11 protein-coding genes are annotated in these 16,423 nt (G+C 60.1%); 8 read left to right on the top strand and 3 right to left on the bottom strand.

Annotated features, from left to right (window positions below; genetic code table 11):
• Positions 1-38: 38 nt before the first annotated feature.
• Entirely contained in the window at positions 39-2,774 is a 2,736-nt protein-coding gene (locus tag M0G74_RS04730; protein WP_160152197.1) for a TonB-dependent receptor, read from the bottom strand.
• A gap of 273 nt (positions 2,775-3,047) precedes the next feature.
• On the opposite strand from M0G74_RS04730, the gene M0G74_RS04725 reads away from it, so the two are divergent.
• From M0G74_RS04725 to M0G74_RS04715, 3 genes are all read left to right on the top strand, one after another.
• Positions 3,048-5,168 carry a winged helix-turn-helix domain-containing protein gene (locus M0G74_RS04725; protein ID WP_248215119.1) on the top strand — a complete coding sequence of 707 codons (2,121 nt, stop codon included), beginning with the start codon at positions 3,048-3,050 and terminating at the stop codon, positions 5,166-5,168.
• 37 nt (positions 5,169-5,205) lie between these two features.
• Positions 5,206-5,883, top strand: a complete 678-nt coding sequence (locus M0G74_RS04720; RefSeq protein ID WP_248215117.1) for a pseudouridine synthase — start codon at positions 5,206-5,208, stop codon at positions 5,881-5,883.
• A gap of 62 nt (positions 5,884-5,945) precedes the next feature.
• On the top strand, positions 5,946-6,404 hold the full coding sequence (locus M0G74_RS04715) for a hypothetical protein (RefSeq protein WP_248215115.1): 459 nt from the start codon (positions 5,946-5,948) through the stop codon (positions 6,402-6,404).
• Between the two features lie 91 nt (positions 6,405-6,495).
• Here the strand turns inward: M0G74_RS04715 and M0G74_RS04710 are convergent, their stop codons facing one another.
• Positions 6,496-8,844, bottom strand: coding sequence for a Tex family protein (locus M0G74_RS04710; RefSeq protein ID WP_248215113.1), 2,349 nt, complete (start codon positions 8,842-8,844; stop codon positions 6,496-6,498).
• A gap of 452 nt (positions 8,845-9,296) precedes the next feature.
• Between M0G74_RS04710 and M0G74_RS04705 the strand changes: the two genes are divergently transcribed.
• The 5 genes from M0G74_RS04705 to M0G74_RS04685 all read left to right on the top strand — a co-directional run bounded on the left by M0G74_RS04705 (position 9,297) and on the right by M0G74_RS04685 (position 15,539).
• Positions 9,297-10,460 (top strand): efflux RND transporter periplasmic adaptor subunit, encoded by a 1,164-nt coding sequence (locus M0G74_RS04705; protein WP_248215111.1) that lies wholly within the window; start codon positions 9,297-9,299, stop codon positions 10,458-10,460.
• Between the two features lie 2 nt (positions 10,461-10,462).
• Complete coding sequence (locus M0G74_RS04700) at positions 10,463-13,597, top strand: efflux RND transporter permease subunit (protein WP_248215110.1); 3,135 nt, start codon at positions 10,463-10,465, stop codon at positions 13,595-13,597.
• 112 nt (positions 13,598-13,709) lie between these two features.
• A complete protein-coding gene (locus M0G74_RS04695; RefSeq protein WP_248215108.1) occupies positions 13,710-14,450 on the top strand; it encodes a 16S rRNA (uracil(1498)-N(3))-methyltransferase in 741 nt (246 codons plus the stop codon).
• A gap of 32 nt (positions 14,451-14,482) precedes the next feature.
• On the top strand, positions 14,483-14,845 hold the full coding sequence (locus tag M0G74_RS04690; protein ID WP_160152212.1) for a hypothetical protein: 363 nt from the start codon (positions 14,483-14,485) through the stop codon (positions 14,843-14,845).
• A 34-nt stretch (positions 14,846-14,879) separates the two neighbouring features.
• Positions 14,880-15,539, top strand: a complete 660-nt coding sequence (locus tag M0G74_RS04685; protein WP_248215106.1) for an HAD family hydrolase — start codon at positions 14,880-14,882, stop codon at positions 15,537-15,539.
• A 10-nt stretch (positions 15,540-15,549) separates the two neighbouring features.
• On the opposite strand, the gene M0G74_RS04680 is transcribed toward M0G74_RS04685, so the two are convergent.
• Positions 15,550-16,299, bottom strand: a complete 750-nt coding sequence (locus tag M0G74_RS04680; RefSeq protein WP_248215104.1) for a hypothetical protein — start codon at positions 16,297-16,299, stop codon at positions 15,550-15,552.
• Between the last annotated feature and the right edge of the window lie 124 nt (positions 16,300-16,423).

Below are 16,423 nucleotides of genomic sequence, written 5' to 3'. Positions count from 1 at the left end.
GGATGCCGGCACCGGGTCAGCCCAGGTGCCTGATTTGTTTACAGGGTCTGCTTGTAACGCAGGTAAACCGTGCGACCAATGACGTCGTACCCCAGCCAGTCGGCGTGGTAGGGGAAGTCGTTGCGCAGGGTGCTGTAGCGGTGAAACAGCGGCGGCATTTCATCCGTTGCATTGTTTACACCCAGTGTCACCTTACCTTCCCAGGGGAATTCGTAGCTGGCGTTTACATTCAGGGTTTTGTAAGCCGCCAGTGTGTCACTGGCCAGCGCCTCACTGCCGTCCGGGTACTCAAAATAGTCTTCACCCTGCGCTTCTCCGGTATAGAAGTAGGTCAGGTTGAGGCTGTAGTTGTCCCGGCGCCAGCTCACGGAGCTGTTGGCCTTGAGCTTCGGGGTGTAGTGGAGCTGGGTAGCATCTTCCACGTCGCCGCCGGCATATTCCTGATACAGCTTTTCGGCGATGTAGGAGGTCTCCACGGAGAAATCCAGAATGCCGAGATCGCCCAGCTCGAACTCCTTGCTGAAGCGCGCGTCCACGCCGCGGGTGGATTCAAAGGCGGCGTTGATCGGGCCCTTGCGCATGCACAGCAGGTTCTCGACACCGTCGTCGACGATATTGATGTAACCCAGTCCGCTGAACTGGTTACAGCTGGCGTATTGCCCGGTCAGGTTGTAATTGGGGTCTTCGAGCACTTCATTGGTGCTTACGCTGCGTACGGCGCCACGCAGTTCGATTTCCCACACATCCAGGGTCATTTCGATACTGTCGGTGGGTGTCCATACCAGCCCCAGGTTCCAGTAGTCCCCTTTTTCTTCCTCCAGTGCCATATTGCCGGCCGACCAGGAGTCGTAGTCGTCTTCGATCACCTCGCCGCTGGCCAGGGTCAGGTTGGTGGAGCCGAAGCCCAGGGTTTCACCGGCGTACAGTCGGTGCATATCCGGGGCGCGGAAGCTTTTGCCCCAGCTGCCGCGCAGCAACAGGTCTTCGGTGGGGTGATAGGTCAGGCCCACCTGTGGGGTGAAGGCGCCGCCCACATCGGAATCGTCGTTGTAGTGGTCGTAGCGGGCCGCTGTGGATAATTCCAGGGACTGGCCGCTGGCGGTATCCAGGAGGGGGATCAGCAATTCCGCGGACAGCGCACTGCGCTGGCGGTCACCGCCACCATTGGTACCGCCCTGGCCGAGCAGGCCGCCGGTGCGGGTGTCTTCATCCTGAGAGTCGTCGTAACTTTCGCTGGCCCACTCGAAGGATGTGGCGAAGGCGATGGGGCCGGCAAACCCTTCCATCAGATCCCCGGAGAGCACTGCCTGGAACTGGTTCATGGTGGCTTCGGAGTCCGTAACCGACACATCCATCAGGCGCGCAGCCTGGGCATCGGTCAATTTGTCCAGCGGGTACCACTTGTCGCTGGTGTCGTTGGGATCGAGGGTGATGTTGTCCAGCAGCGCAGCGCCGTTGACCATGTGGTATTTGTTGCGGTCGTACAGGTTTAGCGCCGATGACCAGGAGATGTCCAGGTCGTACTCGCCAAACAGGGTTCCGGAGGCACCGGCAGTTACCGCGTACTTCTGTACCGTGGATTCGTACATGCGCTGGCCGGGGAAGTCCGCAAACCGGCGGCGGATCTGGAAGCGGTGGTAATCGTCCATGCCCTCGGTGGTATAGGCCAGGCGACCATCGGCGGCATCCATGTAGATGTCTTCGCCGATGCCCTTGTCGGTCTTGAAGCGATCGGAGGTCTTGTAGGAACTCTGCAGGCTGCCGAACAGGTTCCACAGGTCGTTGAGCTGGTATTCGGTGTTGATCACCAGGTTGATCCGCTCATCGGCGGGCAACACGCCTTCGGTGGCGTCGCTGTCGTAATAGCAGCGGTAGGACTGGTCGGGCAGATAGACCGCACCGCCGGCGAGAATGTCGTCACACAGGGCTTCGCTGGCGTAATTTCTCGAGGATGCGTGGAACACCTCGTCGTAGTCCCGCAGATAGGCCGCGGTGCTGGACGGGGCATCGAGATTGTCGGGGCCGTTGCCCCAGGCCAGGTCGCCGTCATCGTCGTTGTAGTAGCGGGGTGAATACAGGAAGTCGCGGTCGCGGTTGAGCAGCTCCTCCACCTGCTTGTACTCCACCATCACCATGGTGTTGGATTTTTCGGTGGTGAAGCCCTGGGTAAACGACAGTTCTACCTGTTTGTTACCGCCCTGCTCCGGGGCCGTGTAGCGGGCGTCGAACTCGGTGCCCTCGTAGCCTTTCTTGAGAATAATGTTCACCACGCCGCCGATGGCGTCGGAACCGTAAATTGCCGAGGCGCCACCGGTCAGGATTTCGATACGCTCGACCGCGCTGGCGGGAATATCGGAGACATCGGTAAAGTTGGTGGAGCCGCCGTAAGCGGTGGGGAAGGAGGCCTGGCGGCGGCCGTTGATCAGGATCAGGGTGCGGTTGACCCCCATGCCGCGCAGGTTGACGGAGCTGGCGCTCTCCACGTAGGAGCCGTCGGCACTGAAGTTGACCCCGGAGTTGGCGGTGGAAGTCTGCAATACGTCGGTGATGGAAGTGAGGCCGCTGGCCTCGATATCGACGGCAGAAATGACCTGTACCGGCGCTACCCCTTCGAGGTCGATGCGCTTGATGCGGGAGCCGGTGACTTCAACCCGTTCCATCAGGGGTTCGCTTGCCCCTGTGCTTGGCTCCTGCTGCATGGCGGCGAGGCCGGGCACAGCACTCATGGAGCCGATGCCGATCCCTATGGCCAGTGCGAGTTTGTTCGCGTTCAAATTGTGTCCCTCCGAAGCTTGTTGTGTGGTTATTATTCGCCGGCGTTGCGGCGTGGAACCTTTTGTACGAGAGGGGGCGAAGCGGTCGCAAGCGAGGGCAGGTCGGAAAGTGTCTGGCGAATATCTTTTAAACTCTTTTTTATTGAAATCAATGAGTTACGGGCCGTTGAGGGCTGTGGTCGCATTTTCTATCAGGGCGTCTGCGGTATAATTTCGGGCCAGAATTGATGGTTTGGGTGGGGAAATCGTGTTGGATTTCAGGGGAGTAAACCGGTGACCGGTAAGCCGGAATACGACATTGGCGAGGTCCGCGTCGATCTCGCGGAGCAGAGCGTATCGCACGGCGATACGCGCCTGGATCTGTCCCAGAAAAAATACTTCGATGTGCTCCAATGCCTGGTCGAGCACTACCCCAACTGGGTCACCCGCCAGCAGCTGATCCAGCAGGTGTGGGATGGCAATCATTTTGTCGGCGACAAGGCCATCAACAATGCCATCTGGCATATTCGCAAGGCACTGGCGGATATCGACCCCGATACCCAGTACATTGTGACCAAGCGCGGACACGGCTATCGCCTGGCAGTTGAGCCGCTGCTCAGGGTGGCGGACCCGGATCAACCCGCGGCGGCTTCCGGTAATTCACGCCGCCGCTGGATAATTGGAGGGGCGGTCGTCGCGGTGGCGCTGCTGGCCGTGGCGTTGTTGGTGGCCCTGTTGAGCGCATCACCTCGGGACATGGTGCTAAGCAACGAGCGATTGACCAATTATCCCGGCAGCGAATTTACCCCGGCGGTGGACTGGAATCGCCAGCAACTGGCGTTTACCTGGGCGCGGCCGAACCAGGATGCGGATCTCTACCTGCGTCCACTCGCCGGTGGGGGCCCCCCGAAACAGCTGACCCACACCGAGCAAAGCGAGCACAGTCCGGTGTGGGCGCCCGGGGGCGAGGGCATTTACTATATCGAGCGGGATCGCCAGCAACAGCGTTGCGCGGTGAAGTACCTGGACCTGGCGACGCTGTCACGCAGCCGCATTACTGACTGTCAGTACGACCTGAATACGCATATTGCTATCCACCCCTCCGGCGACTTCCTGGCCGTCAACAAGACCGAGCCCGGAATATTCAACAGCGGCATCTACTTGGTTGACGTCAAAGATCCCGCACATCCCGAGCGACGCATTTCCTGTGGCGATTCCTGCAAGTATGAGGATCGCGATATCGCCTTTTCCGGCGATGGCAAAAGCCTGGCGTTCAGCCGGCGGATGGACCTGCTGTCCGAAGATATCTATGTGCGGGATCTGGACAGCGGCGAAGAGCGCCGTATCACCCGCGGTGAGAGCGATATCAAGAGCCTGGGGTGGGGCAAGCAGGATGGGCGCATCGTCTATGCCAGCAAGATTGCCGGCAAGCGCGTGGTGCGTATGGTGGACCTCGACAGCGGCGAGGCGACACAGCTGGCGCTGCCTGGCATCAGCAGCCTGAGTCAGGTACCCGGCAGCAATCGTTACGTGTATAGCCTGGGCAACACCGACAAGTACATCGGCTATCTGGACCTGGGGAGTGACCTGCGTGCGGCCATCCCCCTGCTGCAGGCCAACTTCAGCCAGCGCAACGCACACTATTCCCAGGCGCAGGGCAAACTGGTGTTCTGTTCCAATGAGTCCGGAGCGATGGAGCTCTGGGCGAGTCAGCTGGACGGCAGCCACCGCGAGAAAATAACCAACCTCAACGGCGAGGTGATGACACCGCGCTGGTCTCACGCCGGCGACCGTATCGCCTTTGTCGCGGCCGACCACTCTGCCGCCGGTAACCAGCTGATGGTGCTGGATTTTGCGACCCGTGAAGTGCGTCAGATTGTCCCCGGGGTCAGCAGCAGTGGCTTTTATAATTTCAGCCGCCCGGTCTGGTCCGAGGACGACGCCCATCTCTACGCCGCGGTTTCCACCGGAGGCGAATACCTCGGCTTCCGCTTCGACCCGGCCGCTGGGGGTGGTCACGCCCTGAGCGATATTCCAATGGTGAAACTGTTACCTCACGGAAGCGGCCGCTTGTTATTTGCCCGCAGTGATGGCGGTCTGTGGCAGGGCGATATGGACCTGGAGGCCGCGGGACTCGACAATGTGCGGCAGCTATTAACCGCGGATGCCTTCCCCACGCAATTTAACTGGGACCTGTACCGGGACCAGGTGTTCTTCCAGCAGAGTTCAGGAATTCACAGCCGGGTAATGAAGCTGGATTTGCGCACCGGGAAAACCAGCGGACTGGCGCTGGTGCCGCGCGGTGCGGTGGAGCGCCTTGGCGATTTCAGTTACGTACCGGAGAAAAACTGGCTGCTATTCACCCAGCGCGAATCCTACCAATCCGATATCTATCAATTCGAGCTGCGGGACTGAGCCCTGCCGCTGTTACCTGAACATTTCCGGAGCCTGTGTGCGTCCCTACCAACCCCCTCTCGATCCGTGGCTCGATACCGTCTACTGCGATGCGCAGTTACTGGTGCTGGACAAGCCCAGCGGCCTGCTCACTGTCCCCGGACGCGATCCCGCGCACAAAGACAGCCTCGCCAGCCGCGCCCAGGCGGAATATCCCGATGCGCTGATCGTACACCGCCTGGATATGGATACCTCGGGGCTGGTGGTGATGGCGCGGGGCGCCGAGATACACCGCCAGTTGAGCAGGCTGTTCCAGGACCGCGAAGTGGAAAAAAGCTATCTGGCGCGAGTGTGGGGTGAGCCTGCGGCGGATACGGGAGAAGTGGACCTGCCACTGATCTGCGACTGGCCCAACCGGCCTCGGCAGAAGGTCTGTTTCGAGTCCGGCAAACCGTCGCTCACCCGCTGGCAGAAACTCGACAGCGACGGAAAAACCAGCCTGCTCCTGCTGACACCAGTTACCGGCCGTTCACACCAGTTGCGGGTACATATGCAGTCCATCGGCCACCCGATTCTCGGCGACCCCTTCTATGCGCACCCGGAGGCACTCGCGGCCGCGCCGCGTCTTTTGCTACATGCCCAGGAGCTGGGGTTTGAACACCCGGTGCTGGGAAAACCGATGCACTTTTTGTGTAACCCGGGCCCCGAATTTCAGGTTGGTAACGGAAGGGATTGATTGCCGCGGAGGCTGGTAACGCCTGCTAAGCTCTCACCGAATTTCATTTTTCCGGGGTAGGTATGTTGCGCACAATTTTGTGTATTGGCACCTGTATATGGAGTCTGTCGGGCTGGGCCGGGATGCTTGCCGAGGGCCGCAGTTCAGTTACCGAGGACGCCACCATTGAAGCCGGCTGGCGTATGTACACCCTCTACACCGGGCCGGAAGCCTGTGAAAAATCCTCGCCTATCGCGCATATGGAAGTAGAGCCCGGCGAAGTCCGGGTGCGTGTGGGGGAGACCTGGGAGCCTAAACAACTGGTCGTACGCGCTTTCGATACGCAAAACCGGTTTGTGCCGGCGGCGCCGCTGACGGTCAGTCTGTACGAAGATTCTGAACTGGTGGATATCAGGGGATCGGACAGCAAGGTACGGGGGGTGAGAGCCGGCTGGATGCTGCTGGTGATCCAGGGAATTTGTGCTGGTGCATCGGGGCAGGATCCACCGAAGGTCGAGATTCCGTTTGTTGTTGTCGGCTAGAAATCGGCAAAAGCAGTAAGTGCAGAATTAATTTCAGGCAAAAAAAGGGGCGACCATTGGCCGCCCCTTTTTGATTCAGCGAATGAAAGGCTTATTTCTTGCCCTTCATCGCTGCCGCCAGCAGGTCACCCATGCTGCCGCGGCCGCCGTTGCCAGCGCTTTGCTGCTGGCGGCTGCGGCTGTTGTGGCGCTGGGCTTGTCTGGTTTCGCGGTGGTCGCCTTTCTTGACGCCGCCGCTGCTCTGTTCACCGGGCTCGTCACTCATGCGCATGGACAGGCCGATACGCTTGCGCGCTACGTCCACTTCCATCACCTTCACCTTGACGATGTCATTCGCCTTGACCACTTCGTGCGGGTCTTTGACGAACTTCTCGGACAGCGCAGAGATGTGTACCAGGCCGTCCTGGTGCACACCGATATCCACAAACGCACCGAAGTTGGTGACGTTGGTGACGGTGCCTTCCAGCACCATGCCCGGGCGCAGGTCCTTGATCTCTTCCACGCCCTCTTCGAACTTGGCGGTGCGGAATTCCGGGCGTGGGTCGCGGCCGGGCTTTTCCAGTTCGGCGATGATGTCTTTTACCGTGGGCAGGCCGAATTTTTCATCGGTGTAGTCCGCCGGGTTCAGCTTGCGCAGGAAGCCGGAGTCGCCGATCAGGCCGTTGATCTCGCGGCCGTTTTTCTCCGCGATGCGTTTCACCACGATATAGGATTCCGGGTGCACGCCGGATTTATCCAGTGGATCTTCGCCGTTGTTGATACGCAGGAAGCCCGCGGCCTGTTCAAACGCCTTGGGCCCGAGGCGCGGCACTTCTTTCAGTTGCGCGCGGTTTTTGAAGGCACCGTTCTGGTCGCGGTAGCTGACGATGTTGTTGGCGATGGACTGGCTGAGACCGGACACCCGCGCCAGCAGCGGTGCGGAGGCGGAGTTCAGCTCTGCGCCGACGCCGTTTACACAGTCTTCCACCACCGCGTCCAGGGAGCGCGCCAGCTGGGACTGGGAAACGTCGTGCTGGTACTGGCCCACACCGATGGATTTGGGATCGATCTTCACCAGTTCGGCCAGCGGGTCTTGCAGGCGACGGGCGATGGAGATGGCACCGCGGATGGTCACGTCCAGATCCGGGAATTCGCGCGCGGCGAATTCGGAGGCGGAGTACACGGAGGCGCCGGCCTCGTTCACCATCACTTTCTGCGCGGTGAGCTTGTACTGCTTGATGGTGTCGCCGACGAATTTGTCGGTTTCACGGCTGGCGGTGCCGTTGCCGATGGCGATCAGGCCCACGTCGTACTTGTTGCAGAAGGCTGCGATGATCGCGGCGGATTCCTGGATGCGGTTCTGCGGCGGCGTGGGGTAGATGGCGGTGTGGTCCAGCACCTTGCCGGTGGCGTCCACCACGGCCACTTTCACCCCGGTACGCAGGCCCGGGTCGAGGCCGATGGTGGCCTTCTGGCCGGCTGGGGCCGCCAGCAGCAGGTCTTTCAGGTTGCGGGAGAACACCTTGATAGCCTCTTCTTCCGCCATTTCCCGCAGCTGGCCCAGCAGGTCGGTTTCCAGGCTGGTCAGCAGTTTGATACGCCAGGTCCAGCGCACCACTTCGCCCAGCCATTTGTCGGCGGCGCGGCCATGGTCTTCGATCTCCACGTGGCGGGCGATCATGGTCTCGCAGGGGTGCCCCTGTGCTGGAGTGCGTTCTTCATCGCCCTCAAGCCCCAGGTTGATGGCGAGAATACCTTCGTTGCGGCCGCGGAAGATCGCCAGGGCGCGGTGGCTCGGTACCTTGGAGAAGGGTTCGGCGTATTCGAAGTAGTCGCGGAATTTTGCGCCTTCCTCTTCCTTACCGTCCAGCAGCTTGGATTTCACCTGGCCTTCGCGCTGTAAATAGTCGCGCAGCTTGCCCAGCAGCTCGGCGTCTTCGGCGAAGCGCTCCATCAGGATGAACTTGGCTCCGTCCAGCGCGCCCTTGATGTCTTTGACGTGCAGCGCGGGGTCTTCGTTGTCGCTGTTGAGGTACTTCTGCGCTTCCTCTTCCGGGTTCAGGGTCGGGTCGGCGTAGAGGGCGTCGGCCAGTGGTTCCAGGCCCGCTTCGATGGCGATCTGGCCTTTGGTGCGGCGCTTGGGCTTGTAGGGGAGGTAGAGGTCTTCGAGGCGGTTCTTGGTATCGGCGGCATTGATCTGGGTGGCCAGTTCCGGCGTAAGTTTGCCCTGCTCGTCGATGCTTTTGAGGATGGCGGCGCGGCGCTCTTCCATCTCGCGCAGGTAGCGCAGGCGGTCTTCCAGGGTACGCAGCTGGGAGTCGTCCAGTTCGCCGGTGACCTCTTTCCGGTAGCGGGAGATAAACGGTACGGTGGCGCCTTCATCCAGCAGTCCTACGGCAGCGGCCACCTGTTGGGGGCGCACGTTCAGTTCTTCGGCAATACGGGCGTTGATATCCAACATCTTGTTATTTACATCCTCGATGAGTCTATGGCCGGTGGGCTGCGGAAAATATAGGCGCAGTATTCACCGGTAGCAGCGAAACGAAATGAATGGCTTCGATCAATGTGTGTCCAACCGTCTGGCCAAACAGTGAAGGCGACCGATGCTAAAAACGGCGGCCATTATGGGCCATGGGGCGGCGTCTACCAAGATTGACAGAGCAGCGATTTTCGCGCCCGGGAAATTGCTCACAGAGCCCGTTTGCGGTCAAGTGCACTTAGTTGCGACAGCCTGCATCCGAGGACAGTTTCAATCTCGTCAGACTCCAGTAGAATGCGTAACTAGTTAAATTTTGATCAATGGAAGCGTCTGTGAATCTTTCTAATAAAAGCGCGAACAAAAGCACTGGGAAAAACAAAGTTTTAGGGGTCGTTGTGCTCGCAGGGGTGGCTGTTATAGCCGCTGTGATTCTGATGGCGCCAAAGCCAGAGGAAAAAGAAGCGGAGGTAGTGGTGCCGCCGGTGGCGGATGTCCTCTATGCGGAGCCTGGTCGCCACACCCTGCTGGTGCCGAGCCAGGGTTCGGTACATGCGCGCCACGAAATTGAAGTGGTGGCCCGCGTGGGTGGTGTCATCGAAAGCGTGAATGATGCCTTTGTCCCCGGTGGCTTTTTCCAGAAGGGCGATTCCCTGATCCAGATCGAAGCCGCGGACTACCGCCACGCGCTCACCCGCACCGAGTCCCAGGTTGCCAGCGCTGCCGCTGCGCTCGCCCAGGAAGAGGGGGTTTCCAAGCAGGCCAAGCGCGAGTGGCGCGACCTGGGCACGGAAAAAGCCAATGCCCTGTTCCTGCGCAAGCCGCAGCTGGCCGCGGCCAGTGCGGCACTGGCTGCGGCCAAGGCCGACCGCGACCAGGCCAAACTGGACCTGGACCGCACTGCGGTGAAGGCGCCGTTTGCCGGTCGTGTGGTGGAAACCCTGGTCGATATCGGCCAGTACGTGACCCCGGGTACCAAACTCGCCCGTATCCACAGTGTCGGTGTCGCGGAAGTGCGCCTGCCCCTGACCGATCACCAGTTGTCACTGCTGGAACTGCCCCTCGGCCGCGCCATTGAAAATGGCCCTGCGGTGCGTGTAGCGGCGAACCTGGCGGGACAGGAGCGCGAGTGGCGTGGACAGATAGTGCGCACCGAGGCTGCGATCGATCCCAACAGCCGCTTCGTTTACGCGGTTGCCCAGGTACAGAACCCCTATCAGGGCGAAGCTCCGCTGATCAACGGCATGTTCGTGGAGGCGCAGATCGCCGGCAAAACCTATGACGACATTACCCTGTTGCCGCGCCAGGCGCTGCACGAGGGCAACCATATCCTGGTGCTGAACGACGAGAACCAGCTGGCCTTTAAACAGGTGAAGCTGCTGCAGGCGGTGGGCGAACAGGTCTGGCTGCGCGGTGATATCGATTCCGGTGAAAAAGTGGTTATCTCCAGCCTGGGCTATTCCCGAGAGGGCATGGTGCTGACCCCCAACCCGCTGAATGACAAGCCCTCCGGGCTGATGCTGGGTGAAAAGGAAGAGGCGGAGTCTGAAGAGCCTGCGGAGAGCGCCGGTTCCACCGCTTCTGCACAGGGAGCCTTCTGATTATGGAAGGCATCATCGGATGGTTCGTCCGCAACAGTAAGGCTGCCAACCTGCTGATGATCCTGATCATCATTGGCGGCATCTTCGGTATCTCTCATGTGGGGCGGGAAGTATTCCCGGCCATCAACCCCGGCGTGGTCCGAATCAATATCAGTTACCCCGGCGCCGGCCCCGCGGAAGTGGAGCAGCAGGTCACCCTGCGCGTGGAGCAGGCGATCTCCGAGGTGAAGGGCATCAAGGAGGTCAACTCCTGGTCCAGTCGCAGCAACAGCACCGTGCGCATTCAGGCGGTGGACGGCTATGACGAGCTGCGCCTGCTGAACGACATCAAGGTGCAGGTGGACTCCATCAACACCTTCCCGGCGGATATCGAGCGCCCGGTGATTGCGCTGGAAGAGTGGGAACAGCAGATGATGATGATCGCCATCGGCGGTCCCGTCTCCCCGCGCCAGCTCAAGGACACGGCACTGGATCTGCGTGACAAGCTGATGCTGTTGCCCGGTGTGCGTCGCGTTGACGTTTGGGGCGATCGCGCCGATGAGGTCTCCATCGAGGTCTCGGAAATCGACCTGCGCCGCTACAACCTCTCTTTTGACGATGTCTCCAATGCGGTGCGCCGCTCTTCCCTGGACTTGCCCGCCGGGCGTGTGCGCTCCGAGCGCGGCGATATCCAGGTGCAGACCCGCGGCCAGGCTTATACCGCCGATGACTTCGCGCGCATTCCGCTGGTGAGCCGCAAGGATGGCACCCAGCTGCTGCTGGGCGACGTGGCCAAGATCAATGACGGTTTCGAGGAAGAGGGTTCGGTCATCCGTTTTAACGGCAAGCCGGCCATGAACCTGCGGGTGATGCAGGGCGAGCCGCTGGACGTGGTGGCCACTGCCGAGGCGATCCGCCAATTCATGAAGGAGACCCAGGAAGTCCTGCCTCCCGGGATGGAATTCAAAACCTGGTTCGATTTCTCGGAAGCCTATGAAAGCCGCATGAGCATGCTGTTCTGGAATGCGGTGACCGGTCTGATCCTGGTATTTGTGTTGCTGATGCTGTTCCTGCGCCCGGCGCTGGCGGTGTGGGTAACTGTGGGTATTTTTACCGCGTTTATGGGCGCCTTCTGGCTGCTGCCGCTCACGGGCATCACCCTGAACATGCTGTCGCTGTTCGCCTTCCTGATGATCCTCGGGATAGTCGTGGATGACGCCATCATTGTCGGCGAGGCGGTGCACGCGGCCCACGACCGCGGGGAAACCGGGCTCCAGGCCGCCGAGGCCGGGGTCAAGACGGTGTCGGCACCGGTGATCTTCGCGGTGGTGTCCACCATGGTGTTCTTCGTGCCCATGCTGTTTCTGCCCGGATACACCTCGCAGATGATGATGTCACTGCCGGTGGTGGTGCTGCTGTGCCTGAGCTTCTCCCTGATTGAGTCGCTGCTGGTTCTGCCGGCGCACCTGGTCAAGCTGAAGCCGGAGAAGCCGGCGACGTCAGCGATGGGCATCAAGCTGCAGCAGGTACGTGCGAAGTTTGCCAACGCCATGCACCTGGCCGGTGAGAAGTACTACCTGCCGTTGCTGGAGAAAACCCTCAGTAACAGCCGCGCCACGGTGATGACCTTCTTTATGGCGCTGATCCTGTCCTTCGCACTGTTTGGCGGCGGCTATGTCGGCAAGGCCTTCTCTCCGGAAGTGCCGTCGGACCTGCTGGAGCTGCGCACCACCATGGCCCAGGGGGAATCCTTCGAGGAGACCAAGCGGGTGATGGAGAAGTTCGAGCGCGCTGGCGAGCAGCTGGCGAAAGACCCGGACATGCTGGCACTGAATGGCGGTGAACCTTTTGTCGAGAACACCATGGTGTTCCTGTGGCGCGGCAACGTGACCGTGCTGCTGCAGCTGACCGATGGCGAGCACCGGGATGTGACCTCTGAACAGCTGGCACTCAAGTGGCGTGAGTACATTGGCGAACTGCCTGCAAGCATCGAGGAAATGAATATCCAGCACACCATCAACGATGGTGGCAAGGGTATGTCCCTGAACCTGAGTACCGCCTCTGGCGATATGGACGAGATGCGCCGCGCCGCCGATGCGGTGAAGAAGGAGCTGAACAGTTTTGCCGGCGTTTACGACGTGCGCGATAACCTGATCAGTGCCCGTCGTGACATCGAAATCCAGCTCAAACCCCACGCCACTAATATGGGTATCGGTTTGGCGGATGTGGCCAAGCAGGTGCGCCAGGGCTTCTTCGGTGAAGAGGTGCAGCGCATTCCCCGCGGTCGCGAGGATGTGCGTGTGATGGTGCGCTACCCGCAGGAAGAGCGTGGCAACGAAGACCAGATCGACCGTATCCGTATCCGCACCAACGAGGGTGAGATTCCCTTCAGCGCGGTGGCGGAAGCGGTTTACGTGCCAGGTTACACCACCATCCGCCGCAACGACCGTGAGCGCACGGTGCAGGTTACCGCGGAGCTGATTCCGGGTACTTCCCCGGCACACGAGATCCTGAAAGAGTTGCGCGAAAAGAACCTGAAAAAATGGGAGTCCCAGTTCCCCGGTTTCAGCCTCAAGACCGCCGGTGAAATGCAGGAAGAGGAAGAGTTTGGCTCCGCCATTCTCGCCTTCTTTATCCTGTCGCTGTTTGTGATCTATGCGCTGCTGGCGATTGCGTTCCGCTCCTATTCACAGCCGCTGCTGATCCTGACCGCGGTGCCATTCGGCTTCTTCGGCGCGATTCTGGGGCACCTGCTGATGGGCTATAACATCAGCATCATGTCGATGCTGGGTTTCCTGGCGGCGGCGGGCGTGGTAGTGAACGACAACCTGGTATTGATGGACCGCATCAACCAGCTGCGCGCCCAGGGCGTCGAAGTCATGGAAGCGGTTGTGCAGGCCGGCCGGGATCGTTTCCGCCCGATTATCCTGACGTCCATTACCACTTTCGTGGGCCTGGTGCCGATCATGTTCGAGCGTTCAATTCAGGCGCAGTTCCTGATCCCGATGGTGGTGAGTCTGGCGTTTGGCGTTCTCTGCGCCACTTTCGTGACCCTGCTGCTGGTGCCGAACCTGTACAAGATCATCGAAATGCTTCGAGTTAAGGTCAAGGGCGACAAGATCAACGAGGAGCTGCCAGTCAGCTTCGAGAAGGTCTGATACTTGCCTGCGGCCACTGCCCCTGAAAAAGGGCAGTGGCCGCAAATCTACAACTTCCCTCCCTCCTGTATTACCCTTCACGCAATTCTTATTCTGTATCCAGGATCGACCTTTGCGTATCCCCCGTATTTTTTCCGCCGAGCCACTGGCGGGTAAAACTGAAGTGCAACTGGATGAAGCCGCATCGCGCCATCTGGTCAAGGTGTTGCGCCTGGGCCCCGGCCGCCCGTTGATTCTGTTTGACGGTGAAGGCGGCGAATACGCCGCGGAATTACTGGAAAGCGGCAAGAAGGCGCGGGTAAGTATCGGTGCCTTTGCCGAAGGCGACCGGCAGTCGCCGCTGGCCATCACCTTGGCCATCGGCATCTCCCGCGGTGACCGCTTTGATTGGGTCATCCAGAAAGCAACCGAACTGGGGGTGAGCGCGATACAACCGCTGTTTACCGAGCGCTGTGAGGTAAAACTCTCCGGCGACCGGCTGCAGAAAAAGCTGGGGCAGTGGCAGCAGATTGCCATCAGTGCCTGCGAACAGAGCGCGCGCAACCGGGTACCGGAGATTCTGGAGCCGGTGAAACTGACCCAGTACCTCGCATTGGCCAAGGATGCCAGCGCACTGAAACTGGTGCTGCATCACCGCACCGATGCCTCACTGGCACAGCTGGAACAGCAGCTCGGTCGCCCGAATGCCGCGCTATTATTGGTGGGCCCGGAAGGGGGGCTATCGGCAGAGGAAATCGAGCTGGCCATGCAGCAGGGGTTTCACCCGCTGCGCCTGGGGCCAAGGGTACTGCGCACCGAAACGGCACCGGTTGCGGCGCTGTCGGTGCTCCAGTTCCAGTGGGGCGATTTTTAACGCGTAAAATTTTCAAACGGAAGGAAATGGCAATGAAAGCATTGGTCTGGTTGATAGGCGTGGCAATTACCGCGATGTCGGTTTTGATCATCCTCAAACCGCAGATTGCGCGGGATATGGGTGAGCGGATGAACCCGCAGATGTTTTATTTTGGCGCCTGGGCGCGAGTGGTCATCGGTATAGTGTTCCTGCTGATTTCCGATACCCGCAGCTGGGGCACGCTGTTCAATGTGCTGGGGATTTTCCTGATCGTCATCGGCGCTTATGCGTTGCAGGCGGGCTATGAGCGCACCCGGGAATTTGTCCTTGGGATAGTGCACGGTAATGAAAACCTGGTACGCGTTGCCGGTGCGGTCGGGGTGCTTATTGGTATCCTGTTGATCTCGGCTACTTGAGATCGGCAACTTGAAAAACGATGTAGGAAGTTTGATGGCACACGGAAAATTCGAAACCCGCCTGGTGATTTTTGACTGCGACGGGGTGCTGGTAGACAGTGAGAGTATTGTATGTCGGGTCCTGGCGGAGGAGATGACCAAGCTGGGGATGCCGGCAACGGCGGATGAGCTGGACGAGCAATTCAGCGGCCGCCCGTCAAAGGACTGTATTGTCGATATCGAAACCCGCTATGGCGGGCCGCTGCCGCCGTCTTATTTCAATGCGACCGAAAGTCGCATTCGCGAAGCCTTCCACACGGAGCTGGAAGCGGTGTCGGGTATTCACGAGGTATTGGAAAAACTTCGCACCACCGACCTGCAAACCTGTGTCGCCTCTTCCGGCCCTCACGCAAAGATGCAGATCACCCTGAATAAAACCGGCCTGTGGGAATACTTTGACGGGCGCATTTTCAGCGCCGATGACGTCGGGCGCGGCAAGCCCTGGCCGGACCTGTTTCTGCACAGCGCGCGCCAGTTTGATATAGCACCGGAGCACTGCTTGGTGGTGGAAGATTCCATTGCCGGAGTGAAAGCCGCGGTAGCGGCAGGGATGCCGGTGATCGGATACAGCCACAACGGCGTGCGCAGCCGCCAGCTGGAAGCCGAAGGCGCACGGGTGATTCACGATATGCAGTTGCTGCTGGACTACTTTTGAGCCCGGTGCATTACTGGGTTAAACGAACATCCACCGACGCACTGCGACGGGTATCCTTGTCGTCGACAAAGGTGCGGGTGTAGCGCAGCTGGTAAATACCCTGGGCCACCAGCTCGCTGACCAGCCCTGGCGGCAGCTCGACCGTCTCGCGCATGGGTTTTCCCGCTTGCGCGATCAGCGGCTCCGCCACTTCATAGACCACCCTGTCTCCCACCAGAAATTGTCCGCTGGCCGAGTAGGCGCGAATGTCTCCCAGGTCACTGCCCAGATTCCACGCCATCATCATGCTGCGGGATTTACTGCTGACCGTCTGGTTAGGCGGTGAAGCCTCTACCTGGGCCAGGCGGCCACTGGCATTGAGGTCGAACAGAATGTGGTTGGAGAGGCTGCCGGCAGCACCGGCGAACACCCGGCGGTAGCCGACCCGGCGCACACCCTTGGCGTGCCAGCTGCGAGCCTGGCTGGCTGAAATCTGCACCACTTCAGTGACTTCCCCGCGGTCGCCGCTGAACTCCAGAATCTGATCCACTACCGCCAGTTCCTGATTGTTGTCCAGGTTGACGAAAACCCCGCGGGGAGAGGCGGCGCCGCCTTTACTCGCCACCCGCCAGGTGACTTTTTCCTGATAGCCATCGCTGGCATTCAGCCAGGCATCGCCCGGGTCTACGGTCACAATCTGTTGGGCAGTGAGTTCACTGCTGTGGATGAGCGCGGCCAGGCACAGGGTGGCGCCGACGGTGGAGAGTGATTTTTTGCCCATGGCGAGCTCCCGCGAGATTCAAGCCTTGTGGAAAGGTAATGTTGAAAGATTAAGGTGCTTCCGATCATCTCAGAAATAGCCGGCTTCGCCCAGCGTTCCCCGGCAGCGGCGATTTATGCGTGAA

The sequence above is a fragment of the Microbulbifer sp. CAU 1566 genome, from assembly GCF_023156515.1.
Taxonomy (GTDB): domain Bacteria; phylum Pseudomonadota; class Gammaproteobacteria; order Pseudomonadales; family Cellvibrionaceae; genus Microbulbifer.
This window is presented reverse-complemented; position numbering and strand designations above follow the sequence as displayed.